Source organism: Geotalea uraniireducens Rf4, from assembly GCF_000016745.1.
In the GTDB taxonomy this organism is placed as follows: domain Bacteria; phylum Desulfobacterota; class Desulfuromonadia; order Geobacterales; family Geobacteraceae; genus Geotalea; species Geotalea uraniireducens.
Genome location: NC_009483.1, coordinates 2,987,424 through 3,006,023, shown reverse-complemented (window position 1 = coordinate 3,006,023; position 18,600 = coordinate 2,987,424). Strand labels below are relative to the sequence as shown.

Below are 18,600 nucleotides of genomic sequence, written 5' to 3'. Positions count from 1 at the left end.
GGTCTCAATTAAGACTCAACTTGTTTTCTGGGATGATATCTGCATCAATAAGCTTTGTGTTGAGTATCATCAAATACCCGATATTTCTTTGTTTCATGAGTTATGAAATGTATGGTGTATGGTTGATTTTGACTACGGTGTTGTCATTTGCACAATTAGGTCTGACCGGAGTTACAGTTGGAGTAGTTAAGCTGGTTGCTGAAGAATATGGGAAAAATAATATTGCTGATATTGAAAAATATGTCGCAACATCGTTATCGGCACTATTTGTTCTAGGTTCGTTATTTCTTGGCATTTCCTTATGTTTCGATACTGAAATTGTTAGATTGATAGGTCTGTCTGGCTCCAATGCAATACTTGGTATGAGATACCTGCCATATATCGCAATATTGAGTATGTATATTTTTGCATATGAGGTAATTAATGCAACACTTTCCGGTTTAGGACGAATAGATATTGCAAACTATTCACAGACTCTGATACAAGCAATTCCATTAGTGATTGCAATACCACTATTAATGCTTAATGTTTCTGAGATAATGAGCATGCTAATAGCTCATACAGCTGCATATATTATAATATCAATAACTAACATATATAAAATTAAAACATTGGTAACGTTGAAGATATTATCAATGAGCAACATATCATACTTTCACTTTAGAAAGTTATTGAAATATAGTGGCTCAATATTTGTGAGTTCAGTAGCGTCACTGTTATTTTTCCCATTATCAAAAATAATAGTATCAAGACAATTAGGAGTATCAATAGTCCCGCTATATGAAGTTGCATACAGGGCCAGCTCACAGCTAATGACAGTATATTCGATGGGATTACGCGCATTGACACCTGAAATAAGCAGGCTCAGCGGTATTTCAGATAAATCTAATGATAATAAGATCAATAGTATAAATGCTAAGGCTTATAAACTAACTATATTGGGTGGAACTATAACATGTGCACTAGTATATGTATTTGCTGAGTTGATATTTAGATTATGGCTATCAAAAAGCTTTAATGCCGAAATTGTGACATGTTTCAGAATCATGTTAGGTGGAACTCTAGCGTGTATAGTTACTCTTGTGCCATACTATAATTTAATTGGAAGAGGAAGTATTAACCCTGTTGTAATATACCACTGCATATCACCCATTATCAGCATCTCAATGATAATCACCCTTACAAAAACAACTGAAATAACATTAAACGGAATTGCTTTATCTAATACATTAGGATTAACCGCCGGTACGATATTTTTAATATGGGCTACAGTCAAATCAAATCACAAAATAAATAAACAGATCAATCAAACTCCAATAATAGAATGATAATCTATATCTGACGAGATGATACCCATGTTAATCACATTTTTAATAATATTCTTACTTAGAGAGTTCTTCTGGCTATTACCTCAGCAGCTTATAGTATTGCCAAATGTAATCCGCATCAGTGATATTGGGATATTGCTGATGGCAGGTACCACACTTTTTGTCGTTGTGGCAAATTCCGCAAAGATCAAGTTTATAAAATCCTCGTTTACCTTGATTATTCTCAGCTTTATACTGCTGAGTTTTCTGAATGTTTATTTCAGTAACAGCTATTACCAGCAGCCGATTACAGAAGGATTGCGGGCAATTCGCAGCAATTTATACTATTTAATTTTCTTTGTTGTCATATTTACTTTGGATAACAAAGAAAAACTTATGAAGTTTTTGAGATGGCTTACCGTTTTATGTTTGTTGCTAGTAGCAGTTACTTTTTTGCAGTATGCAATGCCAAGCGCGTCCATATTTCACGTTGATAATTCAGCTATGTTCAAACAGAGATTTGGTTTTTATCGTCTGATTAATCCCGGCCTTGATCTGGTAATGCTTGCATATTTTATTACCATTGCCAGATTCATACAATCCGGGGTTCCTTGCAGGTTGCTCTGCCTGATGTCAGGAATCATTTTCACTACTCAATTCTTCCTCAGTCAGACCCGCGGATATTTGTTGAGTTTTCCGCTTGCGATGATGATTTCAATGACCGTGACCGGCAAATTTCGCTGGCTTGTAATCACCGTGTGGTGCTTCGCGATGGGAGTTGGCGCCTTGCAGATGACAGGTCTGGTTACCCAGCAAAAACACGAAAATTTTGTTACCAGACTGATCGAATCAAGCATAACGGAAACCTTAAGCAGAAAAGGAAATGTAGGCATAAGGTACGAAACAGCAAAGGCTTATTGGAATTATGCCATGCAGCATCCTATTACCGGCACTGGAATAATCAGCCCCTTAAGTGAGATAGCCAGGAAGCTCAAATATCCGATTCTAAGAACAGATTTGGGCTATGTCATAATGTTTTCCCAGTACGGTCTGCTAGGCATTGCTTGGCTGATCTGGTTAAGTCTGACTTATTTCAAGAAAGTTGCTTTCGTTTACCGGCGGATTCATGATGATGAATTAAAGGCCATTGTCTTAGGCTTGATGTCCCATTTCATTTTCATGCTGATCTCATTCATTACTTTGCCTCATTTTATCCTGGCAACAATGATCGTTACTGTTGCGATCAATATCGCCATACTGGAAATCATTCACAGGTTGACCGTTGATGCCGCGTTGCAGGAGGAACAGTTACATGCCTCATACTGAAGCGGTTTTGGATCTGTCGGTCATAATAGTCAGTTTCAATACCATGGGGCTGCTGAGGAATTGCCTGCGTTCAGTGTTGGACAGCGTTAAAGGCATATCCTCCGAAGTGTTCGTGGTCGATAATGCCTCTCATGACGGGAGCCCGGAAATGGTGAAGAGGGATTTCCCGGAGGTGAAGTTGATTGAGAATGTGACTAATACGGGTTTTGCAAAGGCTAATAACCTGGCCCTGTTGGAAGCAACGGGGCGGTATATCCTTCTCCTGAACAGTGACACAGTAATGCCGGAATGCCCGCGGCAGGTGATTGAATATATGGATGCCAAAGCGGATATCGGGCTCCTGGGATGCAGAATAGTATTCGGAGACGGTTCGCTTCAGTATTCGGCATGGCGTTTCCCAACGTTGTTTCAGGAATGGTATTACTTCAGCTTCGACATTATCCGGATATTCATCCCCGCTATATCCCGATTGAAGTACCGGGGTATCGACTACGGGCATATTGCCGACACCGATTGTGTTTCCGGTTGCTGTCTTTTTATCAACGGCAAACTGATAAATCTCATTGGTGGATTTGATGAACAGTTTTTTATGTATTACGAAGATAGTGAGTATTGTTACAGGACTATGAATAACACTAATTACAGAGTGGTCTACTTCCCGTATTTTCAAGTCATTCATTATCACGGCAAGAGCAGTAATCCGCAAAAGGCGACATTGCGCAGCTTCATGGCTGCCAGATACTATTTTGCGAAGACAAAAGGTGAGAGATTTTCAGCTGTTTTTGTCACAGCCTGCAGAATGATCTGGCGTTTCAATCTGACGATACTATCAATAATCCAGCTGTTTTTTCGAAATATCAAGGTCGCCGGGAAAATCGACATGTTCCGACAACTTTTGTCGTCAGTCAGCCTCTCCAGCAAGGAGGAGACCGAGAATCATGAGACCAGAGCAGATAAGTTTCCGGCGTCGGGGTGCAAATATCCATGAACCGTTCAAGAAAGCCGGAGACGTATTTTACGCATGACCGGCAGGAAATGTTGGATTTTATTCCGGCTGACGCTCAACGAGTCCTTGACGTGGGGTGCGGCGAGGGCACGTTCGGTTGTCAGGTGAAGCAGAGCAGGAATGCCGAAGTTTGGGGGGCGGAACTTGACAATGCGGCTGCTCATATTGCAGGGCAACGCTTAGACAAGGTACTGTCGGGCGATTTTGGGCAACTGATCAGTGAGCTCCCTGACGGCTATTTTGATTGCATGATATTCAATGACGTGCTGGAACATTTTGTCGACCCGTTCACTATTCTTTTTGATGTAAAAACCAAACTTTCCGAGCATGGTGTAGTTGTCTGTTCCATACCGAACATTCGCTATTTTTACACACTGAAACGGTTCCTTTTCCAGGGGGAGTGGAAGTATGAGGATGCGGGGATTCTGGACAGAACGCACCTGCGGTTCTTCACGCAAAATAGCTTGATTGATATGTTCGAATCGCTGGAGTACGACTTGATCTGCATTAAGGGGATCAATCCGGCCCTGTCCTGGAAATTCAAGCTGCTTAACGCGGCAACTTTTGGTTTTTTGTCCGATACACAATACTACCAATTTGCCTGCGTTGCGATGCCACGCACAAAGGGCAGGCCATGAAAATAGTTCATCTGGTCTCTGCCGGGGTGATCGGCGGAGCAGAAAAAATCGCCTTGCAGTTGGCAACCTATCAGAAAAATGCAGGCAATGATGTTGAGATATGGTTTCTATTCAAAGGAGGCCCAATCAAGGCTGAGGCCGAAAAGCTCGGTATTAAAACACAGCTCTGCGGCGTGCGGAACGGGTGGGACATATCAGGCGCCATCAATTTATCTCGGCAACTTTCCTGCCATCATCCCGACATAATTCATGTTCATGCATTTTCAATAGGTTTTCTTGTAGCGTTGATGAAGCGGAAACAATCCATAATCCTCGAGCACGAGCACGGATGTATTTTTTCCAGCAATGGCTTGGTCAAGAGACTTTATAACATTATCATCCGCCGGTTTGTTCATCTGGCTGATGCCTATATCGCCGTATCGGAAGCAACCCGACGAGCTCTCATCAATACTTTGTGCATTAATAACGATGCGATCAGAACCATTCCGAACGGCGTGGATTTGTCTCTTTTTGAACAGGAGAGAGATCCCCATCGTAAAAAGCTGGAGTTGGGGATACCGGGGAATTCTCTTGTCGTTGGTACGGTTGGCAGGCTCGTTAACGAAAAGGGGATGGATGGTTTTGTCCGGGCGGCGGCTCTTATTCGCAATCAACTGCAGGATGTGCACTTCGTAATAGCGGGCGATGGTCCTTGCAGGGCTGAACTTACAGCCTTGATTGCCGACTTGGGCCTGGGCGGGGCAGTCTCGTTGCTGGGGATGAGAAATGATGTGCCGGAGCTTTTGACTGCATTTGATCTTTTTGCCCTTACATCCAACCGGGAATCCTTCGGCATTGCCCTGGTGGAGGCCATGGCCAGTGGAGTGCCGGTTCTTGCATTCGGCGTTGACGGCATTCCCGAGGTCATCGATGAACGATGCGGGGTTTTGCTTGGACCAGGAGACGTGGAAGGGCTGGCAGCGGCAGCTCTAGCTCTTCTCCGTGACAGTGGCAAGCGGTCTACCATGGCTGTTGCCTGCCGCAGGCGGGCAGAGGAGTTCAGTATTCAGACAGCCTTCCGACAGGTATCTCAGCTTTATACAGACTTGATAACAGCACGGCTAAAAACGGCAGCCTGATATGAAGACCCGGAAGACACGTTCAGCAGGTATGCAGAATTTATTGTACGTGGCATTCTGCTGCGCTTTGTCATTATTCGCTTTTACGTTGAATGCGAGAGTCGGTCATGCCCAGGAACGCCTGCCTGGTGCGATAACTCAGCCTTTCAAGCTTCATGTCGACGAAATAAAAAGAGCCAGGGCTTCCTATGCTACACTGCCGGTTATGCCCAGTATTTTGGGTTTTTTTGAAATATATGAAACGTATGGAAATGGCAGCAGAAAAAGGCTGTTGAACGGCCCATGGCGGACCGGCACGCTGCCGGGCCACCTGACCAGGGATTCGGGCAAAAAATACACAATTTCCTCCCGGGACGCGGCAACGGGCGTTTCCTACAGGATTACCTATAAACGGGCCGCTGAGGATGAGTTGCTCGTCGAGTTTAAGCTCCAGATGCCTGTGGGAGTTGAAAAACCCGGAATTGAATTTGAGATATGCAAGCTATCAGGTGATGTTTTCAAGGGAGCTAAGGTGCAGGCTGTTCCCGGTATATCCGGGAACTCCGGGATTTTGCCTCTGGAGCCGCGTCCTGTGCAAAACCGTTTCCTGTATAACGATAAAAGTGAAATTCTTGTCAAGGGCAAGGTTTGCGATATACGCATCAAGGACCTTGCCGGAGGCAATTCCATCAATATCGCCGATTTTAGGAATATCCCATGGGATTCAAAAAAGAGTTTTCATTTTTATGGGGGGAAAAAAGGCCTGACTCCGGGCAAGGAGTATCAATTCGGGTATTCCATCCGTTTCCTCCCTCCATCTGTGGCGAGGTCCAGCGCAAATGCGCCCCATGTGCCGGATGCTCTCGTGGCACAGACCCCCGACAACTTACAGCGGTTTCTTTCTGTAACGCCGAAGGAATATAAAACTGCCGAAGGCTGCTATCTGCTTACGCCTGGAGAGTTCATTTTTGCTCCGGTAAATGATCCAGCTCAACAGATGTTGGTTTCTGAAATCAAGAGCATTACCAGGCTTCCCATTTATGCAAGACCATTGGACAGGGGCCAGTCTGGGAGAGGTATATATATTGAGAATTTGTCAAAGGCGAATACGCTGTCTCACTCTCTTCCTCAGGAAGGGTTTGAACTGATCATCAATCCGGACCGGGTTGTGGTGAGGGGGGCCGATGCTAGGGGCTGTTTGTACGGGACGTATGCATTGCTCGGCAGGATCCGGCAGGACAAGGGGGGATGGGGTATACCCTGTGGTACGGTGCGAGATTGGCCGGACCTGCGGACACGAGGAATATGTGTGGAAATGCTGTCTCCGCAGCGAAATGATATTAACCTGTTTAAACGCTATGTGCTTGCGTTTTCACATGCGAGGGCCAATCTGCTGATCTTTCACTTTTATCCACAGCATGTTGTGAAGTGGAACACCGGTAAAGGTCGTAACGATTGGACACCGGAACAGATTGCCGAGGTCGCCGATTATGCGAGAAGCTTGGGCATGGAAGTTTGGGCAGGCATGGTGGCAAAATTCGATGCGTCAGCTTTTCCCCAACTTCCCATGCTGCAATCGGCAAACATCTATAATCCTCTGGAAGAGCGTTCCTATAACTTTCTGTTTTCTCTGTATGAACGCATAATTGCTTCAATCAAACCAACGGTAATGTTAATTGGCCATGATGAGGTTAAAGGTCTTTCCCTCTATGCCGGAAAAGAACCTGAAAAGACAGGTAAGCTTTTTGCGGCGGATATAAGGAAGCTCCACGATTGGCTTGCTTCCCGGGGCGTAGGCACTGCGATGTGGGGAGACATGCTGCTGGACGACAGCAGATGGTCTGGCGAAGTCGGTGACGCCAATAGCAACAATCCTGTCTACAATTCAGGCGCGACCCACCTGGCAATCGACCACATTCCCAAGGATGTGAAGATCCTGGACTGGCATTACGGAGAGATGCCCGGATACCGCAGCATCGACTATTTCCGCAAACACGGCTTCCAGGTATATGGCAGTCCCTGGCATTTCCCCCGGGCGACAAAGGCTCTCGCGAAAAGCGTAAAGGAGTATCAGGGGCAGGGGATGATCGGCACGGACTGGGGGTTTTGGCGGACTCTATCGTCCTCAGCTACAACACTGTATGCTCCACTCTGTGGTTGGACAAATAATTGTGACATAAGTCAGGATGATGTTGCCGTGATGGCGGCTAACCTGAGGGGGAAAGACCCACTCCCGATGAGCATGTTGAGGCAAGTTCCAGTTGATCTGCAGCCAAACTGCAACAGGTCAACATGGGATGTATCCGCAGGATCCGGTAAGGGTATCTTTGGGGTAGGGCCTCAACTGGACCTGCGGGATTTACGGCCGGGAAATCAGATCAGGGGTGGTGTAACTTTTTCTCTTCTGCCTGCCGAAGAAGGACGCAGGTACAATTGTGTCGCTGTTATGGGTGGAGGCAATGGTTTAGTAAACGAAAACCGGACAAGCCGGATTGTGGTTAAAGATCAATTGGCTCAGCAGATAGCGTTTTTGCATACCGCTTTTCTGGAAGAGCCGCAGGTAAATCCGCGCAAGCTTGGGGAATATGTCATAGAATTTCAAAGCGGCCGCCAGGAAACTGTAAGCTTGACGGAAAACGTGAATATCACAGATGTGCGCTCAAGTGAAGGTCTCCGGGACAACAGCTGGACCTTTACCAGGTCACCAGATGTCCTACTGGATTCAGTTCCGGGCTGGCGTGGAGTATCCGGTATTGGTCTCCCATTGAATATGCAGGTCTTTATCTGGCGGAATCCATACCCTGATGAAAAAATCACAAGCATTCGACTTCGTGCGACTGAAAAGCAGCCTAAATTGCATTTGGCACTACTGGGAGTGACATTGCTGCAATGACTGGATCATTGCGTAATCTATCGGAGACAACGCCATTGTTTCAGCAGGTTCGGTGGTCGGCAAAGATATCCATCCGAACACGATCGTTATGGGAAATCCTGCACGAGTTTTAAAGGAATTTACACCCCGACAGCAGATTTGATGGACTTGCCATGAAAATCCTCACAGTAAATCGAAATTATTTCGTCACCGGCGGACCGGAAAAATACATGTTTTCCCTGTTGAGAAACATGCCGCAGCACGAGTTTATCCCGTTCTGCGTAAGGTTTGCAAAGAACCAGTCGAGCCCCTATGAACGCTATTTTGTAAATCCTCCGGTCGGTAAAGACATGGTTTATTATGACCAGCATCAGATCGGCGTCCTCAAAAAGCTCTTATATGCAGGAAAATCTTTGTATTCATTCGAGGCCAAGAGGAAGCTTGAAGACCTGATCCGGGACACACGCCCCGATGCGGCCCTTTTTTTGAACGCAGTCTATTTCTCTGACAGCATTATTGATGCCTGCCGCAGACACGATGTGCCGATCATCTGGCGGATGTCCGATTTCCACAAGGTCTGCGCGAATTATCTTCTTTTCCGCGATGGCAAAATCTGTGAAGAGTGCCTTGAAAATGGCCTGATCATGGCGTTGTGCCATAAATGCGGCGGTTACCAGCACTCTCTGGCTGCGGCCCTCGTCAAGGTCGCCGGGATGTGGCTCTCACGCTACAGACGCATCTATGACCATGTGCATTATTTTGTAACTCCTTCGGCGTTCACCAGGGAAAAGATGATCCAGGGCGGGTTCGCCCCGGATAAAATCGTGCACATCCCGACGTTTGTCGAAACTGGTGATGGCGAGTCGTACCCGGCAAAAAATCCGAACGGGATTTTGTATGCGGGGCGACTGAGCCCGGAAAAGGGGATTGAAGTGCTGCTGGAAGCATTCGCACGACTCAGGAACAGGGATGCGGTTTTATCCATTGCCGGAGATGCCAACTCTGACTATGCACGAAGCCTGATTGCCTCCGTCCCTGCCGCCTCGAAAGACCGCATCAAATTCCTCGGCTTCCAGGACCAGGAGAGCCTGGCGCGCCTGTACAGTCAAAATTTACTGTTTGTGGTGCCGTCTGTCTGGTATGAGAACCAGCCGAACGTCCTGCTTGAGGGGATGGCCCGCGGCCGCGCCGCAATCGTGCCGTGCCTGGGGAGCCTGATGGAAACCGTTATCGAGGGGGTGACAGGCTATCATTACAAGCCTGGTAATTCTCCGGAACTTGCCGACAAGATCGACCGTCTCCTGGAAAATCCCCGCCTGGCCAGCGAAATGGGGCGACGTGCAAGGACCCATGTTCTGGAGCACCATGCCGCTTCTGTCCATATTGCCGCCCTGGGAGAGTTGTTCAAGAGCTGTCTCGGCAAGGGAAAAAATAGAACGGGAATTCAGCCCTGAGTGGCACTACAGCGGCTTGATTGATGTTTACGCCAGTGAATTGCATTCATGATCGTGGACCTTTACCCGCAGCCCCCGAAATGCTTTTAAACAAATTATTAGTTCATGGTTTTAACGTTGCGTCGTCGCGTGAAATAAAATATTTTGGTTCCGGCTTGTCCGGCTTAGGGACCAAGTTAGCCCTGCTCGGCATTACCCTGTTGCAGTAACCCATCCCCAAAGTCTTCCCCTCTCATATCAAGAATAAGCATAGTCCGCCCTAATGTATCTCCGCCAAATATTCACTTGCATGTAACACGGTCTACAAACTTGTTCTCTATGATTACAGCATAAATCTGTCTGGAACAGAGGGGATAAGCCATGCGTATAGCCTATGTTGCAGTGAAAGGTATTCCCATCGGCGGCGGCATCGAGAAGGTAACGGAAGAAATCGGCTCCCGGCTGGTCGAGCGGGGCCATGAAGTAATCGTCTATGCCAGCCGCGACTATGGGACAACTGATTGTTTGTATAACGGAATGCGGATCAAAACGGTTCCTTCCATCAACACCAAGGCGTTGCATAAGCTTTCAATCTGTTTCATGGCGACTCTCGACGTGATGTTCCGTGAATCCGTCGATCTGGTCCATGTCCATGCTGTCGGCCCGTCCATCTTTTCCTTGTTCCCCCGCCTGTTAGGCATTCCCACCGTCGTGCAGACCCATGGCCTTGAATGGAAACGGGATAAATGGGGGATAATCGGCAAGGCGTTTCTCAAGCTTGCCGAGTTGAGCGTTGTGGCATTCCCCAGCAGGGCCACCTCGGTTTCTCTGGTGCAGAAACAGTATTTTAAGGAAAAGTTCGGCCGGGACGTTACCTATATCCCCAATGGGGTATCACCGGTGGAGAAGCGTGAACCATGCTGGCTGCTGCAGCAAGGGATCATTCCCGGCCGATATATCCTGTTTGCCGCCCGACTGGTGGAGGAAAAGGGGACTCATTTTCTGATTCAGGCATTTCGGAAGCTGAATACGGACATGCAGCTTGTCATTGCCGGTGATGCGGCCCATGCCGAAAAATATAAAACCCTCCTCAATGAGCTGGCCGGCGATGATCCGCGCATCATTTTCACCGGCTTTGTTAACGGTGAACCTTTGACGGAGCTTTTCAGCAATGCCTATCTGTTTTGCCTCCCTTCGACAATAGAGGGGCTCCCGGTCGCGCTTCTGGAGGCGATGAACTACGGCAACTGCTGCCTGGCAAGCGATATCCCCGAAAACCTGGAGGCGCTGGAGGCTCATGGCTATACCTTTCGCAACCGTGACGTCTTTGATCTGCGTCAGCGTCTTGCCGAGCTTGTGGCCTCCCCGGAAAAGGTCGAGGCGAAAAAGGCGGCAGGTGCGGAACATGTGTACCGCACCTATTCCTGGGACCGGGTGACTGATCAAATGGAGGAACTCTACCGTTCTCTCGTTCAGGATACTTCGGTCAAGGTTTGCACCCCTCCCGGAAAATACAGGAAATCGGCCGGCGAAATACTGACCTGACAGCCACAAACAGCTGGAGACATTCATGGATGGAATTATCGCAGTAACCTATCGGTGCAATTGCCGCTGCACCATGTGCTACACATGGCAACACCCGAGCGACAGGGAAAAGGAGATTCGCGCAGCGGACCTGCAATCCCTGCCGCAGATGGTGCGCTTGAACATCACCGGCGGCGAACCGTTTATCAAGGAAGACCTGAGCGATATTCTCGATGTGGTAAAAAAGAAAGCCAAGCGGGTAGTTATCAGCAGTAACGGCATGCTCACCCAAAAAACCCTGGAAGTGATGAGCCGCCACCGCGATGTGGGAATCCGGCTCAGCTTTGATGGTGTCGGTGAAACCCATAATGCCATCCGAGGGGTGAAAAACATCCATGAGAAAGCGCTGGAGACGCTTAAAGGTTTAAAAGGACTGGGGATCAAGGATCTGGGCATTGCCGTGACGGTATCCGATCAGAATGCCCGTGACTTGGTGCCGCTTTTCAAGCTGGCCGAAAAGAACGATGTGGAACTGGCGACCGCAATTCTCCATAACGCCTATTATTTTCACAAGGATGATAACGTTATTAATGATAAGGCGTATGTGGACAGCGAGTTGAACAAGTTGATAAAAACCTACCTGGCGTCGTCCCAGCCGAAGAACTGGTTTCGAGCGTATTTCACCAAGGGGATTGCGGATCACATGCATGGATACCAGCGGGCGCACAAGTGCACCATGGCGACCGATTCGTTTTTTATCGATCCTTATGGCGACGTGAGACCCTGCAATGTCATGGACTTTCCCTTCGGCAATATCAGGGAAAAATCCTTTGAGAAAATCTGGAACGGTTCCGAAGCGCGGGAAGCGCGGAAACGTGTCGATGACTGCCGGTGCAACTGCTGGATGATCGGCAGTGTCAACCATCTCATCCGGCGCCAGCTATGGAAGCCGCTGGCGTGGATCGCAAGAAACAAGTTGGGGCAGAAGAAGGATGTCGCGTGATGGAAATGTTTACCAGGCTCCTTTCCGACAACCGTTTCAAGATAACCGTCCTGTCTTTACTTTTTATTGCAGCATATTGGGTCCCTTTGCATGGCATCGTGCACACGTGGCTGAACAATGACGATTATTCGTATGGCCTGATGATCCCGCCGCTTGCTGCGTATCTTTTGTGGGAAAAACGGACGGCCATCAATCAGGCCGGGCTGAGAGGATCCTGGCTGGTGCTACCGGTATTGCTATTATGCATTGTCATCTCTCTCTACGGGATACTCGGGTCGAGCGGCAATATTTCGATGCCGCTCATTCCGGTGCTTATCATCCTGTTTGTTGCGTTCTGTTTCGGTTTGGAACTGACGAAAGCAGTAGTGTTCCCTCTCGGTTTCCTGATTTTCATGGTTCCCGTTCCGGCTGTCCTGGAACGGACACTCGGGATGTTCCTCAAGTCCATATCCACAACTTTGGGCGGAGCGATGATCAGCCTGCTCAACATCCCGGTTCATGTCAGCGGAAATATTATTGATCTTGGCGTGACCCAACTGCAGGTTGTTGATGCTTGTAACGGGTTGCGCTATCTGTTTCCCCTCATAGCTCTCGGCGTCCTGTACGCTTATTTTTTTGAGCAAGCCGCCTGGAAACGTATCGTTTGTATCGTCGCCACCTTGCCGATAGCATTGTTGTTAAACGCTTTCAGGATCGGGCTTACCGGTATCCTTGCCAGCAGATTCGGCCCTTCGGTGGCTGAAGGTTTTTTCCATGATTTCACCGGCTGGGTGTTGTTCATGGTTTCGTTTGTCGTACTTTATCTGCTCGGCAGAATGCTTGCCTTTTTCCCGCCCAAAAAAGAGAGAAAGAAAAAAGGCATTACCTCCGATGCATCCTGCGCAGGCCGTCCAGCGCCAAATCACTCCGGTAACCGCATATTCATCACTGCTGTAGGATTGCTGCTGGTCGTAGGGATGATGAGCTGGAGCACCCATGCGTTGCCGCCGGTCAAGCTTAAAGGGGGCATAGCATCATTTCCGCTGGTTTTTGCCGATTGGAAAGGCCGGGCGGATTTTATCGACCCGACTATTGTTGCACTGTCCGGGGCAGAGGAATCTTTCAGCGGTCAGTATAAAAACAGCAAAGACGAACCGCTATCCATTTACCTTGGTTACCGGAGTACGGCTTTTTTGGAGAATGAGAATTTTTTCCATAGCCCGACAGTTTGTCTGCCGTCTTCCGGCTGGAAACAACTCAAGACGACAACCCGAACCATCACCAGCGTCCCTTTTTGGGGGACCCTGACCGTCAGCGAAATGCTGATCGAATCCATGGGCACACGGCAGATGGTCTACTTCTGGTTCCAGACCAAGAATCGGGCGACACACGACAAAAACATCAACCGCTTTCATTTGGCCCTGCATGCCATTCAACGTGACAATACCCATGACCTCTTCATTCGTCCCATAACTACGCTGCTTCCACAGGAATCCATTGAAAACGGAGAAAAACGCATGGATCAGGTTGTCCGTGACCTGGCTTCAACAGTGCAACTATTCGTGGTCAAGAGCAGTATATGATCTTTCTCTCAACCCTGCTAATGTCGGTTCTCATCACCATTGCGCTGATACCGGTCTTCAGCAGGCTGGCCATCAGCGCCAATGTGGTGGACATTCCCAATGAACGGAAGGTCCACACTATCCCGGTTCCGCGCATCGGCGGTGTTGCCATGGCCTTGGGCGCGTTCGCGCCGATCCTGTACTGGAACCGCGCCGGTAGCTTTGTCCAGGCATATCTGTTCGGCGCCGGGGTGCTGGTAGTATTTGGCCTGATCGATGACTTTCGAGAGCTTTCCCCACGCATCAAGTTTGCGGGGCAGTTCATTGCGGCGCTCATTGCCGTATTCTGGGGCGGGGTTACCATCAGCAGCCTGGGGATGTTGTTCTCGGACAACCTCCTTCTTCCCGGCTGGCTGGCCGTTCCTTTGACGGTCATTGCCATCGTTGGGGTCACCAACGCCATCAACCTTTCCGACGGACTGGACGGTCTGGCCGGCGGCATCTGCCTGCTCAGTTTTTGCTGCATCAGTTACCTCGCCTACCTGGTAGGCAATGGCCAGATCGGTCTGATCGCCCTCTCCCTGGCGGGGGTGATTTTCGGCTTTCTCCGTTTCAATACCCACCCGGCCTCAATTTTCATGGGAGACGCCGGCAGCCAGTTTCTCGGCTATTCGGCAATTGTGCTGGCGCTCTCCCTGACCCAGGGAAATACCCCCCTCAGTCCGCTGCTGCCGCTGATAATCCTCGGGTTTCCGGTGCTCGATACCCTGACGGTGATGCTGACCCGGATGGTCCAGAGGCGCTCCCCCTTTGCGCCCGACAAAAATCATTTCCACCACAACCTGATGGCCTTGGGGCTGCGCCATCCTGAAGCCGTGCTGGTCATCTATCTCTTCCAGGTCATCCTGGTGGTTTCTGCCTATTATTTTCGTTTCTATCCGGACTGGCTGCTGCTCTGCGGTTACCTGCTCTTTTCCCTGGGCATCCTTGCCGCCTTTCATCATGCCGGTAAAACCGGCTGGCGCATCAAGCGCTACGATCTGTTCGATATCGTAATCGTCGGTCGCCTGCGCAAGCTGCGGGATGATGGGGTCATCATCCGGTATGCATTCCGTATCTTCGAGTTCGGCGTACCGCTGCTGCTGCTTTTTACCTGCATGTTGCCCCGGGAGGTGCCCACATACATCTCCAGAGCTGCACTGATTTTTGCCGTCGTCATCCTGCTGGCCAGAAGCATAAATAAGGAGCTGATGGCCAGTCTGCTCAGGTTTACCCTCTATCTCCTGATCCCGTTTTCGGTTTTTCTGAGTGACAGGTCGCTGCCGCAATGGCTGGATGGGAGTGCGCTTCGCCTGTATAACGCATCGTTTGCCGTCTTTGCCCTGCTGATCATAATCGTCTCCAAGTTCACGCGCCGCCGGGAAGGGTTCAAGAATACCCCGTTGGATTTCCTTATCCTCTTCATTGCGGTGCTCGTGCCTAATCTGCCGGACCAGCACTTCCAAAACTATCATCTCGGGCTGGTGGCGGCCAAGATCATCATGCTTTATTTCAGCTATGAGGTGCTGCTGGCGGAGTTGCGCTGGAGGGTCGACAAAGTTGCTCTGGTCACGGTGCTTTCATTGGTCGTGCTTGCGGTCGGATAAGGTACTCGGCGATAAGTAATTATGTTCAATCCCGTCAGGCCAAAACGGCGCTTCTGTCGGTTCAATTCAGTCGTACGGGGATTTACCCAAATCAGGAGGAAAGAATTATGAAGCTTCGTTCGGTTAAAGTGCTCTGCTTGTTGCTGCTGCTCACGCAGCTTTTTGCCTGCAGCGGTCCGGAAGAAAAAAAGAAGAAATTCTTCGATAAGGGGAAGGCTCTTTATGAAAAGGGCGACTATGTGAAGGCCAATCTTGAATTCCGCAATGCCGTCCAGATTGACCCGAAATTTGCGGATGCCTACTACATGCTTGGTTTGGTTGAACTGAAGCGGAACAACCTTAAGGGTGCTTATGGCGGTTTCAACAAGGCCATCGAGCTCAATCCCCATAATCTGGACGCCCAGTACCAGATGGGAAAACTGTTCCTGGCGGTCAGGGAGGCGGACAAGGCGATGGAAAAGGCGGAGTTGATACTAAAGGAAAATCCCCGCCACGAGGATGGTCAACTATTGAAGGGGGCTGCGCTGGTAGCCGGGAAGGAACTGGACAAAGCCCGGCTCTACCTGGAGGAGGTTATCGGCGGGGGGGTGCGCAAGCCCGACGCATTTTTACTGCTTGCCTCAATTGCCCGATTGAAAGGGGATATGTCCGGAACTGAAACGGCACTGCGGAAAGGGCTGGAAGCCAACGGCGCATCTGTTGAGTTGAATCTTGCCCTCGCCGAGCTGTATGCCGGGACGAAGCGGTCCGGCGAGGCGGAAACCCTGCTCCGGAAGGTTATCGTCCTTGAGCCGAAAAATATCAGCCACAGCCTGAACCTGGCAGGTCTCTACTGGGCTTCCGGTAATCGGGAGAAGGGGGAGTCGCTGCTGAAAAGTCTTGTAGCCGGTGAGCCGAAGGATGAGGAGCGGCGGTTGCAGGTGGCTGCATTCTATCTGGGCAGAAACCTTCCCGATGATGCCGAGCGTCTGCTGAAAGACGGCGTTGCGCAGATCGGAAAAAGCTTCAAACTCCGCTTTGCGCTGAGTGATCTTTATGCGGGCAGCGACAGGGCGGACCAGGCCATTGTCTGTTTGAAGGAGTGTCTGACCCTGGAAAAGGATGCTAAAAATCCGGAGGTTATCCAGGCAAAAAACGCCCTGGCCAAGATATACCTGGCCGGTCAGGATCTGGTTGAAGCCGGGAAATATGTCGATGAGGTGATTAAGGCCAGTCCGAAGAACGTGGACGGGCATTTCCTCAAAGGGAGCATTGCCCTTTTGAAGAATGACGGGGTTAATGCCGTTGCGGAATTTCGCACCGTTGTCGCAGAGCAGCCCCAGTCCATTCAGGGATACCTGCGCCTGGCGGAGGCCCATGCCCTGAACCGGGAGATGAACTTGATGAACGACACCCTGCAGAATGCGTTGAAGGTCGATCCGGAATCAAGCGATGTGCAGCGCGCCATGGCCCGCAGTTACGCCATGCAAAAGGATTTCAGGAAGGCGGAGGAGCAACTGCGCAAGCTTGTCCGGAAATACCCCGGCGACATGGAAGCCAGAAGCGACCTCGGCGACGTATTTGTGGCAGCTCGTGATTTCGGGCGAGCCGAATCGGAATATGCCGACCTCAAGCGCAAAGTTCCCCAGATACCCCTTGCCTATGTGAAGCTGGGTGAACTTTACATGCTGGAAGGGAAATGGGCGAGGGGGGCAGCAGAGCTGGAAAAGGCCTTGCAGATCAACCCCCGGGCAACCAGTTTCCTCTCTTCCCTGATGCAAGCCTATCTGCGCCTGAACAAAGGGGACGCGGCCGTTGCGCTGCTCGATGCCCGGATACGCTCGAATCCGAAAGATGCTGTTGCCTATACCTTGCTGGGACAACTCTACGGTGCGCAGAAAAATCTGCCGAAGGCCGATCAGGCATACAGCAAGGCGTTGGAGTTGAAGCCGGACCTATGGACGGCCGCCAATGATCTGTCATTCCTCCTCTGCGAATACGGCACGCCAAAGGACCTGGACAGGGCGCTCAGTCTGGCGCAAAAGGCTCAGGCGATACGCCCGGATGATGCGACGGTGCTGGATACCCTCGGCTGGATATACTACAGGAAAGGGGATAACCGGAAAGCTGAGGAACATCTCCGCAAAGCCCTGGCCAAGGGGAAAGACAATCCGGTGATGAATTATCATCTGGGGATGGTATCCCAAAAATCAGGCAAACGCGACCTGGCAAAGGAGTCCCTGGACAGGGCGCTGGCAGGTAAGGAATGGTTTCCGGGCCGGGACGAGGCAGTGAAAACTTTGGCGCTGGTCAGGTAATGCGTCGATCTTAACCAATAATTCATACAGCTGTTGATGAATTGTAACCGAAGCCGCGTATTTTATTGTTTCGGTGGTTAAACATATCAATGGTAGGGGCGAGGCTTGCCTCGCCCAATCTGGCAGGGCAGCACCTGCCATACCCCAGTGTTTTACATGTTTAGCCATCGGAGCAATAACGTTAATGCCGAGCCGGTTCACGACAGCTGTCTAAAACGCTGCAAGCACTAAGATGAAATACAAATCAATTAATTAGCCGGGAACGACCAAATGACGCCAATACAAAAAGCACTCCTCTATATCACAATGCTCTCAGCATTCACCGTTCCCTGCGTAGCGGCTGCCGAAGAGGCTCAGCCCGGAGCTTCCCAGGAGCAGGCCGAACTGCGGCCGATGTTTGTCTATCCGGATTACATTATCGGACCGGGGGATGTTCTGGACATCTCGGTCTGGAAAGATGACGCCCTGACCAGGACGGTTGTCGTGCTCCCGGACGGGACGATCTCGTTTCCCCTGATCGGTGAGATGAAGGCGGCCGGCAAGACGTTGGCCGAACTGAAAGTGGAGGCTGAGGAAAAGCTCAAACGCTATGTTCAGGACCTGGTCCTTTCGGTTGAAGTGAAGCAGCTGAACAGCCTGGTGGTATATGTGCTCGGCCGCGTTAACAGTCCCGGACGCTTTACCTATAATTCGAATATCACAGTTATGCAGGCTCTGGCCATGGCGGGCGGCTTCAATCCGTTCGCCGGCAAGAACAAGGTCAAGATTTTCCGCCAGGAAGGGGATAAAACAAAGATCATACCGTTTCGTTACAACGATGTTGTCGAGGGGGACCGTCCGGAGGAGAATATCAGGCTTAATCGGGGCGATGTCATTGTCGTTCCTTGACCGGGTCAGCTGAGAGATTGCC

Annotated in this window: 13 protein-coding genes; all 13 read left to right on the top strand. The window is 49.9% G+C overall.

Going from position 1 to position 18,600, the window contains the following annotated elements; genetic code table 11:
• The first annotated feature begins 107 nt into the window (after nt 1–107).
• The gene (locus GURA_RS23535) at nt 108–1,328 is read left to right on the top strand and encodes an MATE family efflux transporter (RefSeq protein WP_198134471.1); all 1,221 of its coding nucleotides are present in this window, start codon (nt 108–110) and stop codon (nt 1,326–1,328) included.
• 27 nt (nt 1,329–1,355) lie between these two features.
• On the top strand, nt 1,356–2,633 hold the full coding sequence (locus GURA_RS13205; protein ID WP_041245450.1) for an O-antigen ligase family protein: 1,278 nt from the start codon (nt 1,356–1,358) through the stop codon (nt 2,631–2,633).
• A complete protein-coding gene (locus GURA_RS13200; protein WP_011939448.1) occupies nt 2,620–3,621 on the top strand; it encodes a glycosyltransferase family 2 protein in 1,002 nt (333 codons plus the stop codon). The genes GURA_RS13205 and GURA_RS13200 overlap by 14 nt, the downstream gene beginning before the upstream one ends.
• Entirely contained in the window at nt 3,618–4,277 is a 660-nt protein-coding gene (locus tag GURA_RS13195) for a class I SAM-dependent methyltransferase (RefSeq protein ID WP_011939447.1), read from the top strand. Before GURA_RS13200 ends, GURA_RS13195 begins: the two co-directional genes overlap by 4 nt.
• Nucleotides 4,274–5,395: a glycosyltransferase gene (locus GURA_RS22890; protein WP_011939446.1), complete on the top strand. Its 1,122-nt coding sequence runs from the start codon at nt 4,274–4,276 to the stop codon at nt 5,393–5,395. Before GURA_RS13195 ends, GURA_RS22890 begins: the two co-directional genes overlap by 4 nt.
• 1 nt (nt 5,396) lies before the next feature.
• On the top strand, nt 5,397–8,267 hold the full coding sequence (locus GURA_RS13185) for a glycoside hydrolase (protein WP_011939445.1): 2,871 nt from the start codon (nt 5,397–5,399) through the stop codon (nt 8,265–8,267).
• Nucleotides 8,268–8,419: 152 nt separating this feature from the next.
• Nucleotides 8,420–9,700 carry a glycosyltransferase family 4 protein gene (locus GURA_RS13180; protein ID WP_011939444.1) on the top strand — a complete coding sequence of 427 codons (1,281 nt, stop codon included), beginning with the start codon at nt 8,420–8,422 and terminating at the stop codon, nt 9,698–9,700.
• A 360-nt stretch (nt 9,701–10,060) separates the two neighbouring features.
• Complete coding sequence (locus tag GURA_RS13175; protein ID WP_011939443.1) at nt 10,061–11,224, top strand: glycosyltransferase family 4 protein; 1,164 nt, start codon at nt 10,061–10,063, stop codon at nt 11,222–11,224.
• A 25-nt stretch (nt 11,225–11,249) separates the two neighbouring features.
• Nucleotides 11,250–12,206, top strand: a complete 957-nt coding sequence (locus GURA_RS13170; protein ID WP_011939442.1) for a radical SAM protein — start codon at nt 11,250–11,252, stop codon at nt 12,204–12,206.
• A complete protein-coding gene (locus GURA_RS13165) occupies nt 12,206–13,768 on the top strand; it encodes an exosortase C-terminal domain/associated protein EpsI (RefSeq protein ID WP_011939441.1) in 1,563 nt (520 codons plus the stop codon). The genes GURA_RS13170 and GURA_RS13165 overlap by 1 nt, the downstream gene beginning before the upstream one ends.
• Nucleotides 13,765–15,393 carry an MraY family glycosyltransferase gene (locus GURA_RS13160; RefSeq protein WP_011939440.1) on the top strand — a complete coding sequence of 543 codons (1,629 nt, stop codon included), beginning with the start codon at nt 13,765–13,767 and terminating at the stop codon, nt 15,391–15,393. Before GURA_RS13165 ends, GURA_RS13160 begins: the two co-directional genes overlap by 4 nt.
• Before the next feature lie 107 nt (nt 15,394–15,500).
• Nucleotides 15,501–17,690 carry a tetratricopeptide repeat protein gene (locus tag GURA_RS13155; RefSeq protein WP_011939439.1) on the top strand — a complete coding sequence of 730 codons (2,190 nt, stop codon included), beginning with the start codon at nt 15,501–15,503 and terminating at the stop codon, nt 17,688–17,690.
• A 270-nt stretch (nt 17,691–17,960) separates the two neighbouring features.
• Nucleotides 17,961–18,578 (top strand): polysaccharide biosynthesis/export family protein, encoded by a 618-nt coding sequence (locus tag GURA_RS13150; protein WP_011939438.1) that lies wholly within the window; start codon nt 17,961–17,963, stop codon nt 18,576–18,578.
• The last annotated feature ends 22 nt before the right edge of the window (nt 18,579–18,600 follow it).

Coding starts and splice junctions, on each gene's coding strand:
- GURA_RS23535 (WP_198134471.1), top strand. CDS start 108: ATGTATGGTGTATGGTTGATTTTGACTACGGTGTTGTCATTTGCACAA.
- GURA_RS13205 (WP_041245450.1), top strand. CDS start 1,356: ATGTTAATCACATTTTTAATAATATTCTTACTTAGAGAGTTCTTCTGG.
- GURA_RS13200 (WP_011939448.1), top strand. CDS start 2,620: ATGCCTCATACTGAAGCGGTTTTGGATCTGTCGGTCATAATAGTCAGT.
- GURA_RS13195 (WP_011939447.1), top strand. CDS start 3,618: ATGAACCGTTCAAGAAAGCCGGAGACGTATTTTACGCATGACCGGCAG.
- GURA_RS22890 (WP_011939446.1), top strand. CDS start 4,274: ATGAAAATAGTTCATCTGGTCTCTGCCGGGGTGATCGGCGGAGCAGAA.
- GURA_RS13185 (WP_011939445.1), top strand. CDS start 5,397: ATGAAGACCCGGAAGACACGTTCAGCAGGTATGCAGAATTTATTGTAC.
- GURA_RS13180 (WP_011939444.1), top strand. CDS start 8,420: ATGAAAATCCTCACAGTAAATCGAAATTATTTCGTCACCGGCGGACCG.
- GURA_RS13175 (WP_011939443.1), top strand. CDS start 10,061: ATGCGTATAGCCTATGTTGCAGTGAAAGGTATTCCCATCGGCGGCGGC.
- GURA_RS13170 (WP_011939442.1), top strand. CDS start 11,250: ATGGATGGAATTATCGCAGTAACCTATCGGTGCAATTGCCGCTGCACC.
- GURA_RS13165 (WP_011939441.1), top strand. CDS start 12,206: ATGGAAATGTTTACCAGGCTCCTTTCCGACAACCGTTTCAAGATAACC.
- GURA_RS13160 (WP_011939440.1), top strand. CDS start 13,765: ATGATCTTTCTCTCAACCCTGCTAATGTCGGTTCTCATCACCATTGCG.
- GURA_RS13155 (WP_011939439.1), top strand. CDS start 15,501: ATGAAGCTTCGTTCGGTTAAAGTGCTCTGCTTGTTGCTGCTGCTCACG.
- GURA_RS13150 (WP_011939438.1), top strand. CDS start 17,961: ATGACGCCAATACAAAAAGCACTCCTCTATATCACAATGCTCTCAGCA.